Annotated in this window: 15 protein-coding genes; 4 read left to right on the top strand and 11 right to left on the bottom strand. The window is 72.7% G+C overall.

The features are described 5' to 3' along the window. Positions 1–30: 30 nt before the first annotated feature. Together ABT147_RS19780 and ABT147_RS19775 are read left to right on the top strand one after the other, a co-directional pair. Positions 31–792, top strand: a complete 762-nt coding sequence (locus ABT147_RS19780) for a hypothetical protein (protein ID WP_351407729.1) — start codon at positions 31–33, stop codon at positions 790–792. 121 nt (positions 793–913) lie between these two features. Next, positions 914–2,512, top strand: a complete 1,599-nt coding sequence (locus tag ABT147_RS19775; RefSeq protein WP_351407727.1) for a CocE/NonD family hydrolase — start codon at positions 914–916, stop codon at positions 2,510–2,512. A gap of 155 nt (positions 2,513–2,667) precedes the next feature. Here the strand turns inward: ABT147_RS19775 and ABT147_RS19770 are convergent, their stop codons facing one another. Then, complete coding sequence (locus tag ABT147_RS19770) at positions 2,668–3,411, bottom strand: amino acid ABC transporter ATP-binding protein (RefSeq protein ID WP_351407725.1); 744 nt, start codon at positions 3,409–3,411, stop codon at positions 2,668–2,670. A gap of 141 nt (positions 3,412–3,552) precedes the next feature. Further along, a complete protein-coding gene (locus ABT147_RS19765) occupies positions 3,553–4,005 on the bottom strand; it encodes a DUF6278 family protein (protein ID WP_351407723.1) in 453 nt (150 codons plus the stop codon). A gap of 194 nt (positions 4,006–4,199) precedes the next feature. On the opposite strand from ABT147_RS19765, the gene ABT147_RS19760 reads away from it, so the two are divergent. Next, the gene (locus ABT147_RS19760) at positions 4,200–5,990 is read left to right on the top strand and encodes an SGNH/GDSL hydrolase family protein (RefSeq protein ID WP_351407721.1); all 1,791 of its coding nucleotides are present in this window, start codon (positions 4,200–4,202) and stop codon (positions 5,988–5,990) included. Positions 5,991–6,002: 12 nt separating this feature from the next. Here the strand turns inward: ABT147_RS19760 and ABT147_RS19755 are convergent, their stop codons facing one another. The 8 genes from ABT147_RS19755 to ABT147_RS19720 all read right to left on the bottom strand — a co-directional run bounded on the left by ABT147_RS19755 (position 6,003) and on the right by ABT147_RS19720 (position 17,530). After that, entirely contained in the window at positions 6,003–6,782 is a 780-nt protein-coding gene (locus ABT147_RS19755; protein ID WP_351407718.1) for an exodeoxyribonuclease III, read from the bottom strand. A gap of 60 nt (positions 6,783–6,842) precedes the next feature. Further along, positions 6,843–7,478 carry an MBL fold metallo-hydrolase gene (locus ABT147_RS19750; protein WP_351407857.1) on the bottom strand — a complete coding sequence of 212 codons (636 nt, stop codon included), beginning with the start codon at positions 7,476–7,478 and terminating at the stop codon, positions 6,843–6,845. Between the two features lie 40 nt (positions 7,479–7,518). After that, the gene (gene pcaDC / locus ABT147_RS19745; protein ID WP_351407716.1) at positions 7,519–8,817 is read right to left on the bottom strand and encodes a bifunctional 3-oxoadipate enol-lactonase/4-carboxymuconolactone decarboxylase PcaDC; all 1,299 of its coding nucleotides are present in this window, start codon (positions 8,815–8,817) and stop codon (positions 7,519–7,521) included. Positions 8,818–9,135: 318 nt separating this feature from the next. Then, on the bottom strand, positions 9,136–11,922 hold the full coding sequence (locus ABT147_RS19740; RefSeq protein ID WP_502983120.1) for an SWIM zinc finger family protein: 2,787 nt from the start codon (positions 11,920–11,922) through the stop codon (positions 9,136–9,138). Next, complete coding sequence (locus ABT147_RS19735; RefSeq protein ID WP_351407714.1) at positions 11,919–14,738, bottom strand: SCO1167/SCO6262 family helicase; 2,820 nt, start codon at positions 14,736–14,738, stop codon at positions 11,919–11,921. The genes ABT147_RS19740 and ABT147_RS19735 overlap by 4 nt, the downstream gene beginning before the upstream one ends. A 160-nt stretch (positions 14,739–14,898) precedes the next feature. After that, a complete protein-coding gene (locus tag ABT147_RS19730) occupies positions 14,899–15,480 on the bottom strand; it encodes a sugar kinase (protein ID WP_351407712.1) in 582 nt (193 codons plus the stop codon). Further along, complete coding sequence (locus ABT147_RS19725) at positions 15,477–16,622, bottom strand: ROK family glucokinase (RefSeq protein ID WP_326575041.1); 1,146 nt, start codon at positions 16,620–16,622, stop codon at positions 15,477–15,479. Before ABT147_RS19725 ends, ABT147_RS19730 begins: the two co-directional genes overlap by 4 nt. A gap of 170 nt (positions 16,623–16,792) precedes the next feature. Continuing rightward, entirely contained in the window at positions 16,793–17,530 is a 738-nt protein-coding gene (locus ABT147_RS19720) for a GntR family transcriptional regulator (RefSeq protein WP_351407852.1), read from the bottom strand. Between the two features lie 129 nt (positions 17,531–17,659). On the opposite strand from ABT147_RS19720, the gene ABT147_RS19715 reads away from it, so the two are divergent. Further along, the gene (locus ABT147_RS19715) at positions 17,660–18,670 is read left to right on the top strand and encodes a Gfo/Idh/MocA family oxidoreductase (protein ID WP_351407710.1); all 1,011 of its coding nucleotides are present in this window, start codon (positions 17,660–17,662) and stop codon (positions 18,668–18,670) included. Between the two features lie 229 nt (positions 18,671–18,899). On the opposite strand, the gene ABT147_RS19710 is transcribed toward ABT147_RS19715, so the two are convergent. After that, on the bottom strand, positions 18,900–20,096 hold the full coding sequence (locus tag ABT147_RS19710) for a cytochrome P450 family protein (protein WP_351407708.1): 1,197 nt from the start codon (positions 20,094–20,096) through the stop codon (positions 18,900–18,902). Between the last annotated feature and the right edge of the window lie 12 nt (positions 20,097–20,108).

Below are 20,108 nucleotides of genomic sequence, written 5' to 3'. Positions count from 1 at the left end.
GTTCGGCCGCGCCCGCTACCATGCGCGGCCATGAATGACGACGTGCGCAATATCGTCCTCGGCGTGATCGCGGCCGGGCTCAGTGCCTCGGTGGGCTGGTTCTTCCGGACGTACCTGTGGAAGCGGAAGCTCCGCCGCAAGCAGACGTTCTTCGGGCTGCCCGACAGCTCCGAGTCCTTGCTGGTGGTCAGCCGCGATCCGTCGACCGCGAACCTGGCCGTGCACCGCTTCGACGTGTTCGCCCTGCTGGAGCTCTCCGCGCTGATCAAGGACTGCGGCGCGCACGCGCAGATCATCACGCAGGACGCCGCACAGCAGGGCTTCGGCGAACGCACCGAGTTCTGTGTGGGAGGGCCCGGTTCGAACCGCCGTATGGCCGCCCACATAGCGGCCATGCTGCCGGGCATCCACTTCAACCTCGACCCCGAGCCCGGCCCCGACCGGGTCGCCCTGCACGTCGGCAGCGAGCAGTACCGCCTGGACCCCGGCATCACCGAGCACGTGATCCTCGCCCGGCTCACCACCGGCCAGCCGGACCAGGCCCGGCCCGTCTTCCTCTTCTGCGGTCAGCGCGCGATCACCAACCAGGCGGCCACCCGCTACCTCGCCCGCAACCACGAGCGCCTGCACCGCAAGTACGGCACCGGCACCTTCGTACTCCTCCTGAAGGTCGTCAACTCCCAGGCGTATGGCCCCGACGTGGTCGAGCTCGTCGCGGACGTCACCCGGGCGGCCCAGAGCCCGGCACCGGCGCCGTCGGCCCCGGCCCAGATCTCGCACCGCGCCTCCTAGGGACCGCCGCCCCATTCACCGCTGAACGTTACCGTCACGTAACTTACCGAGGAGTTACTTCCGGTAAGGGAGTCCGGTTACCGTCGGGTCACTTTGCACTTACACGAGTGAGGAGCGACCCATGAGACACCCGCACGGCACCACATCGCGTACAGCCAGGGCTCTGCGTACGAGCGCCGTGGGCGCCGTCTCGGCCGCCCTGGTCGCCGGTACGGCCCTCGGCCTCGCCCCCGTCGCCCAGGCGGCCTCCGGCACCGCCGCCGGCCCCACCACCCGCTTCGTCGACATCGAGGGCGACGGCGGCACGGTCCTCAAGGCCAATGTCGTCGCACCCGCCGACACCTCGCGCGCGTACCCGCTCCTCGTGCTGCCCACGAGCTGGGGCCTTCCCCGGATCGAGTATCTGGCGCAGGCGCGGAAACTCGCCGACGCCGGATATGTCGTGGTCAGTTACAACGTCCGCGGCTTCTGGGAGTCCGGCGGATACATAGAGGTCGCGGGGCCACCCGACACCGCCGACGCGTCCAGGGTGATCGACTGGGCCCTCGCCAACACCCCGGCCGACGCCGAGCACATCGGCATGGCGGGGCTGTCGTACGGCGCGGGCATCAGCCTGCTCACCGCCGCCCACGACAAGCGCGTCAAGGCGGTCGCCGCGCTCAGCGGCTGGGCGGACCTGATCGACTCGATCTACGGCGGACGCACCCAGCACGTCCAGGCCTCCGCCCTGCTGGACGGCGCCGGACGGATCACCGGCCGCCAGGGCCCCGAACTCCAGCAGATCTTCAAGGACTTCTACGCCTCCAACCTGGACAAGGAGGGAGACATGATCGCCTGGGGGAAGAAACGTTCCCCCGAGACCTATCTGGACCAGCTCAACACCAACGGCACGGCGGTCATGCTCGCCAACGCCTGGGGCGACTCGATCTTCCCGCCCAACCAGTACGCCGACTTCTACGAGAAGCTCACCGGCCCCAAGCGGCTGGAGCTGCGCCCCGGCGACCACGCCACCACGGAGGCGACCGGACTGTTCGGGCTGCCCAACGACGTGTGGACGGACACTCAACGCTGGTTCGACCGCTACCTCAAGGGCACGCCCAACGGCATCGACCGCGAGCAGCCCGTCCGGCTCAAGTCCCGTACCGGCGGCGCCTTCGAGGGCTACCCGGACTGGAAGTCGGTCACCGCGACCCGCGAGAAGATCGCCCTGTCGAGCGGCACCACGATCCGCGCGAACGTCGACTCGGGCGCGAACGGCGGGATCATCTTCCTGTCCAGCATCCTCGACCAGGTGGCCCAACTCCCGCCCATGGCCTCCGTTCCGCTGCTGCCGCGCCGCTGGGCGGCCGTGTGGCAGTCGGAGAAGTCCCGGAAGGCACGGGCCGTGCGCGGTACCGCCAAGCTGCACACCACGGTCACGGCCACCAAGGAGAGCGGCACCCTCGTCGCCTACCTGTACGACGTGGGCCCGCTCGGCCTCGGCAAGCTGGTCAGCCACGCGCCGTACACCTTCCACGGCGAGACGCCCGGCAAGCCGTTCGGCGTGGACCTGGAGTTGCTCTCCACGGCCTACGACGTTCCGGCGGGCCACCGTCTCGCCCTGGTCGTCGACACGGTCGACCCGCTCTACATCGAGCACAACCCGACCGGCGCGCAGCTGACCTTCTCCTCGCCGCCGAACGACCCGTCGTACGTGTCGATCCCGCTGCGCGAACAGTGATCTCCGGCTGCCGCCGGGCGGGCCTGGCCCCTGGCTACTGCGCGCCTGGCAGCAGCGTCCCTTTCTCGGCCGGGGTGGCGTCCACGGCCTCGCTCACCCCAAGTGGATGAACCGCTCATCGTAGTCGAGGCCCGCGCCCGGTCCAGTGGCGGTGGTCAGTGCTTGAGGATCTTGGAGAGAAAGTCCTTGGCACGGTCGCTCTCCGGGGTCGTGAAGAACGCGTCCGGAGCGCGGTCCTCGACGATCCGGCCGTCCGCCATGAAGACGACACGGTTGGCGGCGGAACGGGCGAAGCCCATCTCATGGGTGACTACGACCATGGTCATGCCCTCGCGCGCCAACTGCTGCATGACGTCGAGGACTTCACTGATCATCTCGGGGTCGAGGGCCGAGGTCGGCTCGTCGAAGAGCATCACCTTGGGGTCCATGGCGAGAGCGCGGGCGATGGCCACGCGCTGCTGCTGGCCGCCGGAGAGCTGCGCCGGGTATTTCGGCGCCTGGTCGGCGAGGCCGACACGGTCGAGGAGTTCACGGGAGCGGGCGTCGGCCGCGTCCTTCTTCCGTTTGCGGACCTTGATCTGACCGAGCGACACATTCTGCAGGACCGTCTTGTGGGCGAAGAGGTTGAAGGACTGGAAGACCATGCCGACGTCCGCGCGCAGTGCCGCGAGGGCCTTGCCCTCGTCCGGCAGCGGCTGCCCGTCGAGCAGGATCGTGCCGGAGCGGATGGGCTCCAGCCGGTTGATCGCCCTGCACAGCGTCGACTTCCCCGACCCCGACGGGCCGATGACCACGACCACCTCCCCCTTGGCGACGGTGAGGTCGATGTCCTGAAGGACATGCAGCTCGCCGAAGTACTTGTTCACGTCGCGCATCTCGATCAGCGGTTCGCCCGCCATGCCCTGCCCGCCCTACTCGCTCTCGGCCGTGCCGTGTTGTGTCGCAGGTGCCGCAAACTATCCGGAGGGCAGTTGCCCCCGTACACGACACGCACGCTCAAGGATTAGCAGTATTTTCAGGATTCGGCGCTACAGAAAGCCTCATCCCTCCGCGACCTCGGCGTACAGCTGGGAGAGTTCCGGCGCGCCGCTGGCGGCCCACTCGCGGCCCGCCTCGACCACGTCGATCTCACGGCCGGACGCCAGACGCACCACCGGCTGCCCCTGGGGCCAGATCTCCCAACGGGCGCCCGGGACCGTCCGTACGACGACCGTGCCCAGGTAGAGCCCGGCGTCGTTCCCGAGCCAGGTCACGGTCTCCTCGTCGTAGTCGCGCCAGCGCGGGACGAGCTGGTCGAGTTCTTCCAGGGAGTCGGCGGAGTCGTCGAGTCGGACGCCGGCCTGAGCCGCCTGCGCGCGCAGCAGTTCGCATTCGGAGAGGAGTTCGGCGAGTCCCTCGTGACCGTCGTCGTCACCGTCGCCGCCGGTGAACACCGCGACCCCGAACGCGGGGTCACGCCTCTTGCGCCAGTTGCCCAGGAAAGAGATGTTCATGCGCTCAGCGTGTCATCCACCTCACCCTTCGCACCACAGGCGCGCGGGGACCGCCTGTTCGACGGGAGTTCGCCCGCAGTTGGCGTCCGCCTCATTGACGGGTTCCTGACGCCTCTTTAGCTTCATGACGCAACTGTCGTCTCATCGTTGTACCGAGTCGTACCGATGTCGCGTCCGTCGTCATCGTCGCCATCATGGTCATCAGCGAGCGGGAGGGGTCACGCGTGCGCCGACGCGTCTGGGGAACGGCCGTCGTACTGGCACTGGTGGCGACGGCCGCACCCGTCGCCACCGCCCGGGCCGCCGGTACCGGAGCGGCCGAACCGGCGCCGCTGGAACGCCTCTTCGACAACCGGGCGGTCAGCGACGACGCCCGGCCCGCCGGGGCCGACTTCGACGGCTCCGGCGGCTCCCTCTCGGCCGCCGACCTGACGGCCGCCGGGTGGACGCCCGGGCGCGCGCTGACCGTCCAGGGCGCACGCCTGACCTGGCCGCGCCGCACGGCGGGCGAGCCCGACAACGTACGCGCCGCCGGCCAGTCCGTCCGTGTACGGGGCCGGGGCGACGCCCTCGCCTTCCTGGTCGCCGCCACGGGCGGCGCGAACGCGACCGGCAGCGGCACGGTCCGCTACACGAACGGCGCCCGCTCCGCGTACCGGCTCACCGCCCCGGACTGGCGCACCGGCCCGCTCGCCACCAAGGCCGTGGCCCTCCCCCACATCAACACCCCCGGCGGTCAACTCGCCGAGAAGGCGCGGCTGTACGTCGTCACCGTGCCGGTCGCGCGGGGCCGCGAGGTCGCCTCGGTGACCCTGCCGCGCAACCGGGACCTGCATGTGTTCGCCCTGTCCGTGCGCCCCGAGTCGCGCGGCTGGAGCGGCGGTTGGGCCGCCTCCACCTCCGGCTACACGGCCGTCGGCCCCTGGACCGACCGGACGCTGCGGCTCGTCGTCCACACCTCGGCGGGTGGTCCCCGGGTGCGCATCCGGCTCGACAACACCTTCGCGTCGGCGCCGGTACGGGTGGGCGGCGCGACCGTGGCGTTGCAGGCGGCGGGGGCGAGCGCCCGGAGCGCGCCGGTGCCGCTGTCGTTCGGGGGCGCGGCGGGCACCGAGATCCCGGCGGGCGCCCAGGCGTTCAGCGATCCGCTGGGCTTCGAGGTGCCCCCGGACACCAACCTGCTGGTGAGCTTCCATCTGCCCGGCACGGTGACGGCCGCGCCCGTCCACCGGCTCGCCCAGCAGACCTCGTACGTCAGCGAGCCCGGGAACCACGCGGCCGACGGCTCGGCGGTGGCGTACACCTCCACGACCACCACCTGGCCGCTGCTGACCGGTGTGGACGTGGGCGGCGGGCCGGGCTCCGTCGTGCTCCTCGGGGACTCGATCACCGACGGGGAGCGGACGACGGTCGACGCGAACCGGCGGTGGCCGGACGTGCTGGCCGGGCGGCTGCTGAGCCAGGACGAGGTCCCGCACTACGGCGTCCTCAACCAGGGGATCTCGGCGAACCGCGTGGTCACCGACCGCTATCCCGGCGACGGCGTCTCCACCGACACGGGCGGTGTGAGCGCCCTGCACCGCCTCGACCGTGACGTCCTCGCCCAGACCTCCGCCCGTACCGTCGTCGTCTTCCAGGGCGTCAACGACGTTCGCTGGGGCGCGACGTCGGACGAGGTCGTCGCCGGGCTGCGGGAGATCGCGGCCCGGGGGCACGATCGGGGGCTGCGCATGCTCGTGGCGACCATCGCCCCGTGCGCGGGCGAGGCCCGCTGCACGGCCGCCGCCGACGCCCACCGGGTCGCGGTGAACGAGTGGATCCGGGGCAACGAGGACTTCGACGGGGTCCTGGACTTCGACACGGTGCTCCGGGACCCGGAGAAGCCGGCCCGGCTGCTTCCCGCGTACGACAGCGGGGACCATCTGCATCCGAACGAGGCGGGGCTGGCGGCACTGGCCGAGTCGGTGGAGCTGAGGCTCCTCTGAGACCGCCGGGGGCTACACCTCCAGGTCCACCACCACCGGCGCATGGTCCGACGCGCCCTTGCCCTTGCGCTCCTCCCGGTCCACGTACGAGTCGGTCACGGCCTTCGCGAACGCCTCGTTGCCGTAGACCAGGTCGATGCGCATGCCCCGGTTCTTCGGGAAGGCGAGCTGGCGGTAGTCCCAGTAGGTGTAGGGGTGGTCGTACTTGAGGGGGCGGGGGACGACGTCGGAGAGGCCGGCCTCGCGGAGGGAGGCGAGGGCGGCGCGCTCGGCCGGGGTGACATGGGTGAGGCCCTCGAAGGCGGCGACGTCGTACACGTCGTCGTCCGTCGGCGCCACGTTGTAGTCGCCCATGACCGCGAAGGGGCGGCTGCCGGCCGCGTCACCGGCGACGGTCGCCTTGAGGGCCTCGAACCACTGGAGCTTGTACGCGTAGTGCGGGTGGTCGACCTCGCGGCCGTTCGGCACGTACACCGACCAGACGCGGACCGGGCCGCAGGTCGCGGCGATCGCGCGGGGCTCCACGGAGCCGTCGTAGCCGGGATCGCCGGGCAGGCCCTTGACGACGTCCTCGATGCCCGCGCGGGAGATCACCGCCACGCCGTTCCACCGCCCCGTCGCGTGCACCGCCGCCTCGTAGCCCGCCTCGCGCAGGGCGTCGAACGGGAAGCCCTCCTCGGCGATCTTGGCCTCCTGGAGGCAGAGCACGTCCGTGCCGCTGCTCTCCAGCCAGGCCAGGAGCCTCGGGAGGCGGGCGGTGATCGAGTTCACGTTCCAGGTCGCGATGCGCATGCCTCACAACCTACCGGGCGGGTCCGACAACGCCCGTCCCGCCCGGTTCCGAGGCCGCCCTCAGACGTGCGCCGAGGCGCCGGGGGCCAGGCGCAGGTGCTCCGCGCCGCCCAGGGCGCCGATCTGGCGGTCGTAGATGGGGCGGGCGAGGTCCGTGAGGAGCGCGTCGTGAATGTCGTACGCCCGTTGCGGCTTTACCTCGCGGACGTAGTCGATGACCTCGGAGATCTTGCTCCAGGGGGCCATCACGGGGAGCATCAGCGTCTCGACGGCGTGGTCGGGGACGGTGAGGGCGTCGCCGGGGTGGAAGACACGGCCGTCGTCGACGAGGTAGCCGACGTTGGTGATGCGCGGGATGTCGGGGTGGATGACGGCGTGGAGTTCGCCGTGGACCTGGACGTCGAACCCGGCGGCGGTGAACGTGTCGCCGTGGCCGACGGTGTGCACCCGGCCGGGGAAGGCGGCGGAGATCTTCTCGGCGACGGCGGCCAGCGTCCAGATCTCGGCGGCCGGGTTGCCCTCCAGGGCCGCCCGCAGCCGTCCCTCGTCGAAGTGGTCGGCGTGCTCGTGCGTGACCAGGACCGCGTCCGCGCCGATCGCCGCGTCCTCCTCGCTGAACCCGCCCGGGTCGATGACGAGCGTGCGTCCGTCCTTCTCCAGACGGACGCAGGCGTGCGACTTCTTCGTGAGCTTGATGGTCATGACTCCATCCTGCCCCCGGTGACCGGCCGGCGGCTCACTCCTCGGGGGTGGTCTCCTCGCGGATGACCTGCTGGGCCACCCGGAACGCGCTGTTCGCGGCCGGGACCCCGCAGTAGACGGCGGCCTGGAGGAGGACTTCCTTGATCTCGATCGGGGTGAGGCCGTTGCGCAGGGCGGCACGGGTGTGGAAGGCGAGTTCGTCCAGATGTCCGCCGGCGACGAGGGCGGTCAGCGTGACACAGCTGCGGGAGCGACGGTCGAGGCCGGGCCGGTCCCAGATCTCGCCCCAGGCATAGCGGGTGATGAACTCCTGGAAGTCGCCGGAGAACTCGTCCGCCGAGGCCAGCGCCCGGTCGACATGCGCGTCGCCGAGCACCTCACGGCGGACCTTGAGCCCGGCGTCGTACGGGTCCGGTCTCCCCATCGCCTCGGGCTGGGCGGCGGCCGGGGCGATCTCGGCGACCGGCCCCATCTGCGGCGGGACGGCGGCGAGGGCCGGCTTGACCGGGGCCGCCGGGATGGCGACCTGGCCGGTGGCGGAGTCGTAGGCGGGCTGCCAGGCCGTGGAGAAGTGGCGGACCAGGAGGTCGGTGACGGCGGCGGGCTGCTCGACCGGCACGAGGTGCGAGGCGCCGGGGACGACGGCGAGCCGGGCGTCCGGGATGCCCGCGACGAGCGTACGGGCCTCGGCGGGGCCGGTGACCTGGTCGTCGGAGCCGACGAGGACGAGGGTGGGCACGCCGATACGGCCGAGTTCGGCGCGCACGTCGAAGGAGGCGAGCGCCTCGCAGGCGGCGATGTAGCAGCCGGGGTCGGTGGTGCGGACCATCTGCACGGCCCACTCGGTGATCGCGGGCTGCGCCGCCGCGAACCCGCCGGTGAACCAGCGGTCCGGGGACGTACGGGCGATCGGGTCGAGGCCGTTCGTCCGGACGATCACTCCGCGCTGGCGGAACTCGTCGGCCGTGCCGAAGCGGGGCGAGGCGGCGATCAGCGCGAGCGAGGCGATGCGTTCGGGGTGGCGCAGGGCGAGTTCGGCACCGATGGCGCCGCCGAGCGCGCAGCCCGCGTAGCCGAACCGCTGCACGCCGACGGCGTCGAGCGTCGCCAGCAGCCGCGTGGCCAGCTCGGTGACCGAGCCGCCCGGGTACGCGGGCGCGCCGCCGTGGCCCGGCAGGTCGAAGCGGAAGATCCGCCACTGTTTGGTCAGTTCGGGGATCTGGCGATCCCACATGTGCCAGGTCGTGCCGAGCGAGGGCCCGAGGATCAGGACCGGGGCGTCGTCCGGCCCGTCGAACCGATACTGGAGGGCGGGGGTTTGCGTCTCACTCACCGCTCCACGCTAACGTCCCTTCCTCGGTGCTCGGTCCCAGGCCCCCGAATACGCCCGCACGACTCCCGAACATCAGCGGGCAACTCTCACACCGTCTTCACCGGAGCGCAGGTCACAGGCCGGGCATACCGCCCGCACGGGGTGACCGACGCGGGTGTCGAACAAATATCCCTGCGTGTCGCGGGGCGTGAGGGGTGTGCGCGTGGGCGCGTGACGGGGCGGGGGTGCGTGTCGTGGGGCGTGCGGTGTGCGTCGCGGGTCGGGGGTGTGCTTCTCAGCTCGGGCGGGGCGGAGCCCGGCGTCGTCAGTCGTCGGTCGTCAGTCGTCGGTCGCGCCCAGGCCGGTCAGTGCGCCGACCGGGTCGAGGTCCGGTATGCCTCGTGGCCACCAGTCGTCGTGGCCCGGTTCGGACTCGTACGCGTACCAGAGGCCGTCGCGGCCCAGGCGGAGTTGGACGTGGCCCCGGGGGTGGGTGAGGTGGTTGCGCCAGGGGCGGAAGGCCGGGAGGTCGGCGGCGAGGAGCAGGGGGCGGGCGCGGTCGAAGCGGCCGGCGGGCGGGTCCCAGGGCTCCTCCAGGACCGCCAGGCCCTCCGGGCCGCCCTGGCGCCAGGCGGCGACCGCGCGGGCCAGGTCGGCGGAGGTACGCCCGGTGGCCGCGGCCAGGGACGAGTAGAGGGCGCGGGTCGTGGCGGTGAGACCGGAGCCGGGGCGGGCGGCGGCGAGCCGTACCGCGTCCTGCCACAGCGACAGTTCGGCCACCGGGTCGCGTCCGGTGGTGAGCAGCGTGTGCGCGCGGGCCGCCGCGTCGGTGGCCAACTGGTCCAACACGAACGGGTCCGGGCCGCCGGGCGCGCCCGGGTACACCGGGGGCTGCTCCGGGTGCGGGGGCGGGGGCAGCGGGGCGGGCAGCGGTGGGAGGGTGCGCGGGGCGAGGGCGTCGCGGGCCCGGACGCCGGGGAGCGGTGCGGGTTCCTGGTCCTGCGCGGCGCGCGCCGCACGGGCCGCGTTGCGCCGCGACAACGCGTCGAGCGTCTCCCGCTCGCCCCGGCCCCGCAGCAGCAACAGCACGAACGGGTCCTCGTCCAGCAGTCGCGCCGTCTGGTAGCAGAGCGCGGCGGCGTGCTTGCAGGGGTGCCCGAAGTCGGGGCAGCTGCAACGGGGTTCGAGCTCCCCGGGGCCGGGCAACAGGCGCACGCCGCGGCCGGCCTCCGGTCCGGCGAGGGTGTGCGGCAGTTCCTTGTCCAGCAGTGCGGCGATGTGGGCCGGTTGCTCCGCCGCCGCGTCCAGGAAGCGGTCCCATTCGTCGTCGTCCAGGGTCCGCAGGCGGACCTGCACCCGGTACGGCCGCGCCCTGCTGCCGTGCACATAGGCGAGCACCAGCCCCGGCGTGACGGTGACCGCGTCCACGTGCCCCTTGTCGGCGTACGCCCGCCCACGCGCCAGCCGCGCCGCGTCCAACGCGCCCTCCTCCAGCGCCGCCACCCACGCGTTGCCCCACCAACTCTCCGCGAACGCCTCCCCGGCCGATGGGCGCGGCGGGAACGGGCGGAACGTGCGCCGCAGTTCGCCGTCCCGGGAGGGGGCGGCCATGGTGCGGGGGACGCGGGGGGTGATGGGGGCGTCCGGTTCGGGGGGCGCGGGGAGGTGGGGGGCCGACTGCGTGGTGCTGGGCGGGGCGGAGCCAGGGGGGAGGACGGCTTCGGGTGCGGCTTCGGCTTCGGCTTCGGCTTCGGCTTCGGCTTCGGCTTCGGCTTCGGATGAGGGTGCGGGTGCGGAGCGCACCCGGTGTACGGAGGGGTCGCCTGTGCCGGGGGACGGGGCGTGGGTGGTGGGGCCGGGGGCGGCGGGGCCTTGGGACGCGCTGTCGCGGGTCACGCGCTCACGAGGTGACGGCGAGGTGTGGACCTCACCCGGCGCCGCCGAAGCACCGCCGTGTCCATCGGTGTCGGGGCCCACCGTGGAGGGCTCGTCGGGTTCCTGGTCCTCGGAGGGCAACTTGAAGGCGTCGGCGAGCAGTTCACGTACCTCACGAGCCCGGTTTCGCGCGGTCCGGTCGCCCGGCACGCTGTCCGAAGCCCAGCCGCCGGGGACGCTTCCGGCGGCCCGATCTCCCCGCACGCCCCCTGAGACCCGGCCTCCCCCGGCTCCGCTACGGGTACCTCGCCCCAACCGAGTTGGCGTGGGACCGAGGACCCGCCGCCCGGCTCGACCTCCCTCCCCTTCGCCCTCACCCCGCGCCCGCGTGCCCTCCGCCTCGACACGAGCCCGCTCGGCGGCATCACGAGCCGCCCGCAGGGCTTCCCGGGCGATGTCGCCGGGGCGGGGGGCGGGTTCGGCGCTGTCGCCAGGGCGAGCACCGGGCTTGGTAGCCTCCTCAGCGGGGCGAGCCATGGGCTGGCCCTCGTCGCCGGCACGAGCCGTGGGCGCGGTCCGCTCACTAGGCGCACCGCCGTCACCGGACCCGGAGCCGACCTGGGACTCCCCGCCCGGGCGCGCGCCAAGCTTCGTCCGCTCGTCGGCCCGAGCAGCGGAATCGGGCCCGGCGCCGAGCCGGGCGTCCTCAGGCTCGGCGGAGGTGCGGTGCGCGGCCCGCCGCAACGCCTCCCGTGCCGCGTCGCCCGGCCGAGGGGTGGCACCCGGGGCTGCCGGCACTCCGGCCGCCCCCTTCCGCCTCGCCGCGCCCGGCGCCGCGCCCGCACCCCGTTGATCACCGGTGTCGGCCCCGTGCCTGTCCCGCCCCCGCGCCGCCCGCAACGCCCGGCGGGCCGCGTCGGCGGGACGGGACACGGGCGCACCGGAGTCCGGGCCGTCCTCGTCCCCCGGTCCGCCCGTGTCCCCCAGCATTCCCGCGTCCCTCAACGCTCCCTCGTCCCCCAGCCCTCCCGTGCCCCCCGGCGCTCCCGCGTCCCCCAGCCCTGCCACGTCGCCCAACGCTCCCGCGTCCCCCTCGGCGGACAGCGGCATCGCGTCGGTCTCCTCCCGAGGGATCTCCGGGATCTCCGGGGTCTCCGGGGTCTCCGGGATCTCCGGGATCTCCGGGATCTCCGGGATCTCCGGGATCTCCGAGTCTTTCGCGTTCCCCGGCGTCCTCGCACCCCCGCTCACGTCGGCCTCCGCAGTGACACCAGGTCGGTCAGTTCGCGGTCGGTCAGCTCTGTGAGGGCCGCCTCGCCGGAGCCGAGGATGGCGTCGGAGAGGGCCCGCTTGGATTCCAGCATCTCGGCGATGCGGTCCTCGATGGTGCCCTCGGTGATGAGGCGGTGGACCTGGACGGGCTGGGTCTGGCCGATGCGGTAGGCGCGGTCGGTGGCCTGCTCCTCGACGGCCGGGTTCCACCAGCGGTCGAAGTGGACGACATGGCCGGCGCGGGTGAGGTTCAGGCCGGTGCCGGCCGCCTTCAGGGACAGGACCAGGACCGGGGTCGCCCCGCTCTGGAAACGGTCCACCATGTGCTCGCGGTCCTTGATCGGTGTGCCGCCGTGCAGCAGCTCGACCGGGACCGCGCGGGCGGCGAGGTGCGCGGTGATCAGGCGGGCCATGCCGACGTACTGGGTGAAGACCAGCGCGGAGCCGTCCTCGGAGAGGAGCGTGTCCAACAGCTCGTCCAGCAGGGCCAGTTTGCCGGAGCGGGCGGCGAGGCGTTCCTCGGTGGCGGCGCCCGGCTCCTCCTTCAGGTAGAGCGCGGGATGGTCGCAGATCTGCTTCAGGGCGCCCAGGAGTTTCAGGACCAGGCCCCGGCGGGCGATGCCCTGTGCTGTCTCGATGGCGAGCAGCGACTCGCGGACGACGGCCTCGTACAGGGCGGCCTGTTCGCGGGTGAGGGGGACGGGGTGGTCGGTCTCGGTCTTGGGCGGGAGCTCGGGGACGATGCCCGGGTCGGACTTCTTGCGGCGGAGGAGGAAGGGGCGGACCAGACGGGCGAGGCGGGTCACGGCCTCCTGGTCCTCGCCGTTCTCCACGGCGCGGGCGTGGCGGGCGCGGAAGGACTTCAGGGGGCCGAGGAGTCCCGGGGTCGTCCAGTCGAGGAGGGCCCACAGCTCGGAGAGGTTGTTCTCGACGGGGGTGCCGGTGAGGGCCACGCGCGCGGGGGTCGGGATCGTGCGCAGGGCCTTCGCCGTCGCCGAGTAGGGGTTCTTGACGTGCTGGGCCTCGTCGGCGACGACCATGCCCCAGGGCTGCTCGGCGAGGTGGGCGGCGGTCGAGCGCATGCTGCCGTAGGTGGTGAGGACGAAGCCGCCGTCGAGGTCGTCCAGGGTGCGGTCGGGGCCGTGGAAGCGGCGGACGGGGACGCCGGGGGCGAAGCGGGTGATCTCGCGCTGCCAGTTGCCCAGCAGGGAGGCGGGGCAGACGACCAGGGTGGGTTCGGGGCGGGCGCGGCGCAGATGGAGGGCGATGACCGTGATCGTCTTGCCGAGGCCCATGTCGTCGGCGAGGCAGCCGCCGAGGCCGAGGGAGGTCATGAGGTCCAGCCAGGCCAGGCCCCGGAGTTGGTAGTCGCGGAGCGTGGCGGAGAGGCCGGGGGGCGGGTCGACGGGGCCGATGCCCGCCGTGAGCCGGTCGCGGAGGGCCGCCAGCGCGCCGACCGGTACCGCCTCCACCGTCTCGCCGTCGATCTCGGCGGTGCCGGCGAGGGCCATGGACAGGGCGTCCACCGGGTCCAGCAGGCCCAGTTCGCGTTTGCGGGCCTTGCGGACGAGGGCCGGGTCGACGAGGACCCACTGGTCGCGGAGGCGGACGATCGGTCGGTGGGCCTCGGCGAGGGTGTCCATCTCGGCCTCGGTGAGCGGGTCGCCGCCGAGCGCCAACTGCCAGCGGAAACGCAGTAGTTCCTCGCTCTCGAAGAAACCGGTGCCGTCCGTGGCGGAGCCGGGCGCGGTGCTCACCTCGGCGCGGGCGCTCAGGTCGTGGGCCAGGTCCCGGGGCCAGTGCACGGCGACACCGGCCGCGCCGAGCCGGGTCGCGGCGACGCCGAGCAGGTCGGACAGCTCGTCCTCGGAGAGGGCGAGGACATCGGGGACGTCCTGCTCGGAGAGCCGGTCCAGGGGCGGCCAGACGCGGGCCGCGCGGCGCACGGCGAGGGCCGCGTCCACGCGCGCGCGGGGCCCGAACGCCGCGTCCGCGTCGCCCGCCCACAGCGCGGCGGCGTCGACGACGAGCGTGGGGTCGGCGAGGCTGTGCACCTGGACGACGGCCGCGCCCGCCCGCGAGGCGCCCTCGCTGTCGTCGAAGAGGTCGTGTGCCGCCAGGTCGAGGCGCAGGGAGATACGGACGCCCGCGTCCATGCCGGCGGCGACCTCGGCCGCCCAGTCGCGTGCGTGCGGCAGCCGCTGCCCGGTGTGCGCGGCGAACGGTTTCCCGGAGACGTACGGCGCCGCCGGGCCACGCGGGAGTGTGTCGGCGACCGCGTCGAGGAAGGACCGCATCAGCGGCTCCGGCTCGGGCAGCCGCAGCGGTCCCCTGCTGGGCAGCGGGACGGCGTGGCCCTCGTACGGCAGGGCAGCGGCGACGGCCCTGAGGTGCGCGATGTCGTCCGGGTCGAGCGGGCCCGCCCGCCACGCGTCGTACCCGTCGGCGGTCAGTCCCGGCAGCAGGCGTCCCCGGGCGATCAGACGCAGTGCGTGCAGCGCGGCGGCGCCCCAGCAGGCCGTGGCGGGGTGGGCGGCGGGGTCGCGGCGGGCGCGGGTGAGCAGGGGGAGGGCTTCGCCGACCGGCAGGCACACGGCGGGGACGGTGCCTCTGCGGGCTCCGGAGCCGTGCGGTCGTACGACCGTGAGGTCCTCGGTGGCGCCCGGTGGCGGCTCGCCGCCCGCCGGGTCCCAGAACGCGAACCGGCTGTGACGGGGCAGCGGGGCCGGGAGGAAGACGGCGGCCAGCCGGACGGGGACGGCCGTGTCGGCCTCGGGAACAGCCATGTCCCGCATACGTCCGGTCACCTCCCGCCCTTCGGTCGGACGAGCCGTCTCACTCCGGCTCGGATCAGCTGCCGTCGACTCGATCAGCTGTCTCCGACTCTACGGGCGGGGTCTGACAATCGGCCCCGGCCACCGTGCGCGCGCCCGTCCTGACCGGGGTTTCCGCTGGTCAGGGCACGGTGCGGGAGACCACGTACACCATCGGATGGTCCGGGTTCGTCCGGTTCACGACGATGTCGTGGGTGGGCGCCGGGTTCTTCTGGTGGCTGATCAGGCCGTACCAGGGGCCGGTGCCGGTGAAGTCCCAGCCGACGATGCCCCGGTCGCGGGAGTTGATGGCCATCTCGTCCCGTTCCAGGTCGGCCGTGCCCGTGCCGATCTGGTTGAGGAAGCTCTCCAGGCCCTCGTTGCTCGTATAGAACTGCACATAGAGACGGCTGGTCTTCCAGTTGTTCGTCTCGTAGTACGCGACGTGCTTGGAGTACGGCGGGATCGGCACCTGGTAGAGGCGCTGCTGGACCCGGGAGGGCCAGTGGGCGGTGAGGCCGGTCGCCGAGTACTTCTTCTCCTTGTCCTTGCCGCTGTCGCGGCTCTGGTTGGCGGAGATGACCAGATAGCCGGCGGGTACGCCGATGAGCAGCACGATGATCGCCAGGGTGAGCGCCCGGCGGCGGTTGCGGTGACGGCGGTCCTCGGCGGGCCGCTCCGGCTCCTCAGGTGAGGAGCCCTGGCGCGGCACCGAGGCGGTCACGCGGAGTCCTGGGTGGTGCGGCGGGCCTCCACGTACCGCGCGTACCGCTCGTATCGCTCGACTCTGCGCCGGTTGGCGCGGCGGAAGCGGCGGGCGACGAGTCTGGCGAGGTCGGCGGCGCCCACCATGCCGGCCTCGGGGCCGAGCTGGGCGCGCGCGATCCGGGCCTCGGGGCGGTAGCCGCGGCCGGTGAGATGGCGGCGGAAGGCGTCCCGGGCCGGGCCGATCAGCAGGTCGTCGGCGGCCGAGACACCGCCGCCGATGACGAAGCAGGACGGGTCGAGGGCGGCGGCCAGGTTGGCGATGCCGACGCCGAGCCACTGGCCGATGTCCTGGAGCAGCTCGATGCACATCGCGTCGCCCTCACGGGCCAGCTCGGTGATCATCGGGCCGGTGATGTCGGCGATGTTCCCCTTGACGTGCTCGATGATCCCGTACGCCACCGGGGAGTCGGCCGCCGCGAGTTCGCGGGCCTCTCTGACCAGGGCGTTCCCCGAGCTGTACTGCTCCCAGCAGCCGCGGTTGCCGCACGGGCAGCGGTGGCCGCCGGGCACGACCTGCATATGGCCGAACTCGCCCGCGACACCGAACTTGCCGCGCTTGACCTGGCCGTCCTCCAGGATCGCGCCGCCGATACCGGTACCGAGCGTGATCATGACCAGGTGGTCCTCGTCGCGGCCGGCGCCGAAGCGCCACTCGGCCCAGGCGGCGGCGTTGGCGTCGTTGTCGACCAGCACCGGCACGGCGAGGCGGCCGGCGAGGCGGTCGCGCAGCGGCTCGTTGCGCCAGGACAGATGGGGGGCGAACAGTACGCGGTTGCGGTCCGCGTCCACCCAGCCGGCGGCGCCGATGCCGACGGCGTGCACGTCGTGCCGGTCGGAGAGGTCCAGGACCAGTTCCGTGATGGTGTCCTCGACGACCTGGGGGCTCTTCGACTTGTCCGGGGTCTCCGTGCGGAGCTTCTCCAGGATGTTGCCGTCGGCGTCCACGACGCCCGCCATCACCTTCGTGCCGCCGATGTCGATGCCGACGGTGGGGACGCGGGGTGCCGTCAGGTGGGAGCGGCGCTCGCGCGTTCCCACGGTCCGCAGGACGGTGGCCCGCGCGGAGCCGCGGTGGGTGAAGTCGCGGTAAGTGCTCATCGGGCCGATTCTGCCTTAACGCTCCGCTGGGTGCGGCGTGGGGGCGGGGGGTGCCATGGGTTGTTTTTCGGGTGCGGGTCAGGTGGGGGGCCGGTCGCGCAATTCCCCGCGCCCCTTGAGGAGCCGGGGCTGCGCCCCCGGCTCCTCAAGGGGCGCGGCGCGGAGACCGCCTACGCCCTCACCAGCAATTGGAAGTCGAACGAGTAGCGCGATGCCCGGTAGATGTGGGTGCCGTATTCGACCGCTCGGCCCGTGTCGTCGAAAGTGGTGCGCTGCATGGTGAGGAGGGGTGCGTTGGTGGGCTCGTTGAGGCGGTCGGCCTCCTCCGGTGTCGCCGACTTCGCGCCGATGGTCTGGCGGGCGCTGTGGAGGGTGATGCCCGCGGCGCGCATCAGACGGTAGAGACCCGTCGCCTCCAGCTGGGGGGAGTCGAGGTCGAGGAGGTCGGTGGGGAGGTAGTTGCAGAGGTAGGCCATGGGTTCGGCGTGGGCCAGACGGAGTCGCTCGATCCGGTGGACTTCGCTGCCCTCCGCGACGGCGAGGGCGGCGGCGACCTCGGCGGAGGCGGTGACGGTGGTGTTGAGCAGGACCCGGGTGGCCGGGCGCTGGCCCGCGGCCTCCAGGTCGTCGTAGAGGCTGCTGAGCTCCAGAGGGCGTTTGACCTGGCTGTGGACGACCTGGGTGCCCACGCCTCGGCGGCGTACGAGCAGGCCCTTGTCGACCAGGGACTGGATGGCCTGGCGGACGGTCGGGCGGGACAGGCCCAGGCGTGCGGCCAGCTCGATCTCGTTGCCCAGCAGACTGCCCGGGGTCAGCTCGCCGTGCTCGATCGCGGCCTCCAGCTGCTGCGACAGCTGGAAGTAGAGCGGGACCGGGCTGCTGCGGTCGACGCTGAGCTGGAGCGGCACGGTCGGAGCCTCTTCTGGTTTCGGCACGGGCCGAGCGTAGCCCCGGTCCTTGTTGACGGGAAGTTGCGTAGTTCGGTTGTCCGGACAAACCATTGACACGGCGGCAGGTACGACCCCACTTTGTTTCCCATGCGCATCGGACTCATCGGGGCGGGTCGCATCGGGACTTTTCACGCGACCACCCTCAGCCGCCACCGTGATGTCGGCTCTCTGATCATCACGGACGTCGATACGACTCGGGCCCATGACCTCGCGGATCGCCTCGGCGAGACGGTGGCGCCGGGCGTGGACGAGATCTTCACATGGGGTGTGGACGCCGTGGTCATAACGGCCGCGACGTCGGCCCACGGCGAACTGATCGGTCGGGCAGCACGCTCGGGGCTCCCGGTCTTCTGCGAGAAACCCGTCGCCGTGGACCTGCCGAGCACGTTAGGCGCGCTCGCCGAGGTCGACGCGGCCGGGACGGTGCTGCAGATGGGGTTCCAGCGGCGCTTCGACTCCGGCTATGTCACGGCGCGGGAGGCGGTACGCGCGGGGCGGCTCGGGCGGCTGCACACCGTACGGGCGCTGACGGCCGATCAGACGCCGCCGCCCCCGGCGTATCTGTCGGTGTCCGGTGGGATCTACCGGGACTGTCTGATCCATGACTTCGACATCGTGCGGTGGGTGACGGGGCGCGAGGTCGCCACGGTGTACGCCACCGGGTCGGACGCCGGGCACGCCATGTTCCGGGAGGCGCACGACCTCGACACGGCGGTCGCCGTGCTCACGCTGGAGGACGGGACGCTCGTCACGGCGACGGCGGCGCGGGTGAACGGGGCCGGGTACGACGTGCGGCTGGAGCTGGCCGGGGAGCTGGACACCGTGGTCGTCGGGCTGGACGACCGTACGCCGGTCGCGTCCACGGAGCCGTCGGGGCCGCCGCCGGCGGACAAGCCGTGGACGGGGTTTCTGGAGCGGTTCGCCGCGGCGTACGAGGCCGAGATCGCTGCGTTCGTGGAGGTGGTGCGGGGCGAGCGGGCGAACCCGTGCGACGGGCGGGAGGCGTTGCACGCGTTGCGGGTGGCCGAGGCGTGCGAGCTGTCGCGGCGCGAGCACCGGCCGGTGAACCTGGGCGAGATCCCGGGCGGCCGGGAGTAGCCCCCGGCCCGCACCTCGGGTTCCGCCCCGGGGAGGACGGTCCGCCCGGTATCGCGGCCGCGTCCCCGGTGGGGCTGGTCGCGCAGTTCCCCGCGCGCTTTAAGGGCCTACGGCCCCTTCGGGCCGAAAGCGAAGCGGGGCGCAGCCCCTGCTTTGCTTTTCAGGGGCGCGGGGAACTGCGCGAGAAGCCCCACCGGACCCGCACCGTGGGGGTCCCCTTGAGGGGGCCTCACCAGCGCAGGGGCAGGCTCCGCACCCCCCGTATGAGCATCCCGGGCAGCCACTCCCCCGGCGGCCCGTCCAACGCCAGGTCGGGGCAGCGCTCCAGAAGCGCACGCAGCGCCACCCGCGCCTCCATCCGGGCCAGCGCCGCGCCGAGGCAGAAGTGAATACCGTGCCCGAAGGCGAGATGTCCCCGCGTATCGCGGTGGATGTCGAAGCGATCGGGCGCGGGATCGGAATAGCGCGTACCGTCACGATCGGCGGCGGCCAGACACACCATCACCGAGTCGCCCGCGCCGATGGCCGTGCCCCCGATGTCCAACGGCTCGGCGGCGTAACGGAACGTCGCGTTCTCCACCGGCCCCTCATACCGCAACGTCTCCTCCACGACCGCGTCGACGAGACTCATGTCGGCCCGCACCTCGGCGAGTTGCCCGGGGTGGGTGAGGAGCGCGTGGACGGACCCGGTGATGAGGTTCACCGTGGTCTCGTGGCCGGCGATGAGAAGGATGAAGGCCATACCGCGCAGCTCGGCGGAGGACAGCCGGTCGCCGTCCTCGTTCGTCGTCCGGATCAGCGCGCTCAGCAGATCGTCGGCAGGCGGGGAGCACCGCTTGTCCTCGATCAACTCACCGAGATAGGCGGCGAGTTGGACGAAGGTCTCGTACTCGCTCTCGCCACTGGTCGGGGCCACCGCCTCCGTGGACAGCTTGCGGAAGGCGGCCCGGTCGAACTCGGGCACGCCGAGCAGCTCGCAGATGACGGTGAGCGGCAGCGGGTACGCGAACGACTCCACCAGGTCGGCGCGCCCCCGGGGCACCATCGCGTCCAGCAGCGAGTCGGTGATCTCCTGGACCCTCGGCCGCAGCCGCTCGACACGGCGCCCGGTGAACTCCCGGGCTATCAGCCCGCGCAGCCGGGTGTGCTGGGGCGGGTCGGCGACCAGCAGATACTTGCCGATCAGCTCCTCGTCGAGGAAGGTCACCCCGACCTTCGAGCCGTCCTTCGACAGCCGGGGGTCGGCGAGCGCCGCCCGCGCCTCCTCGTACCCCACGACGAGCCAGACCTCGTGGTGTGCGTCGTGCTTCGGCAGCCGGACCCGGTGCACGGGGCCGCGCTCCCGCAGTTCGGCGTAGACGGGGTGCGGGTCCTCGGTGAACCGTGGCCCGTACTCCCCCAGATCGATCACTTCCGTCCGTCCCATGAGTCCCCCCTC

The sequence above is a fragment of the Streptomyces sp. NPDC001868 genome (genome assembly GCF_040297125.1).
Classification (GTDB): Bacteria; Actinomycetota; Actinomycetes; order Streptomycetales; family Streptomycetaceae; genus Streptomyces.
The sequence above is the reverse complement of the archived record's forward strand: the minus strand, read 5'-3'. Positions and strand labels throughout refer to the sequence as shown.

Coding starts and splice junctions, on each gene's coding strand:
- ABT147_RS19715 (WP_351407710.1), top strand. CDS start 17,660: ATGCGCATCGGACTCATCGGGGCGGGTCGCATCGGGACTTTTCACGCG.
- ABT147_RS19755 (WP_351407718.1), bottom strand. CDS start 6,782: ATGCGCATCGCGACCTGGAACGTGAACTCGATCACCGCCCGCCTCCCG.
- ABT147_RS19780 (WP_351407729.1), top strand. CDS start 31: ATGAATGACGACGTGCGCAATATCGTCCTCGGCGTGATCGCGGCCGGG.
- ABT147_RS19775 (WP_351407727.1), top strand. CDS start 914: ATGAGACACCCGCACGGCACCACATCGCGTACAGCCAGGGCTCTGCGT.
- ABT147_RS19765 (WP_351407723.1), bottom strand. CDS start 4,005: ATGAACATCTCTTTCCTGGGCAACTGGCGCAAGAGGCGTGACCCCGCG.
- ABT147_RS19760 (WP_351407721.1), top strand. CDS start 4,200: ATGGTCATCAGCGAGCGGGAGGGGTCACGCGTGCGCCGACGCGTCTGG.
- ABT147_RS19725 (WP_326575041.1), bottom strand. CDS start 16,622: ATGAGCACTTACCGCGACTTCACCCACCGCGGCTCCGCGCGGGCCACC.
- ABT147_RS19735 (WP_351407714.1), bottom strand. CDS start 14,738: ATGCGGGACATGGCTGTTCCCGAGGCCGACACGGCCGTCCCCGTCCGG.
- ABT147_RS19770 (WP_351407725.1), bottom strand. CDS start 3,411: ATGGCGGGCGAACCGCTGATCGAGATGCGCGACGTGAACAAGTACTTC.
- ABT147_RS19710 (WP_351407708.1), bottom strand. CDS start 20,096: ATGGGACGGACGGAAGTGATCGATCTGGGGGAGTACGGGCCACGGTTC.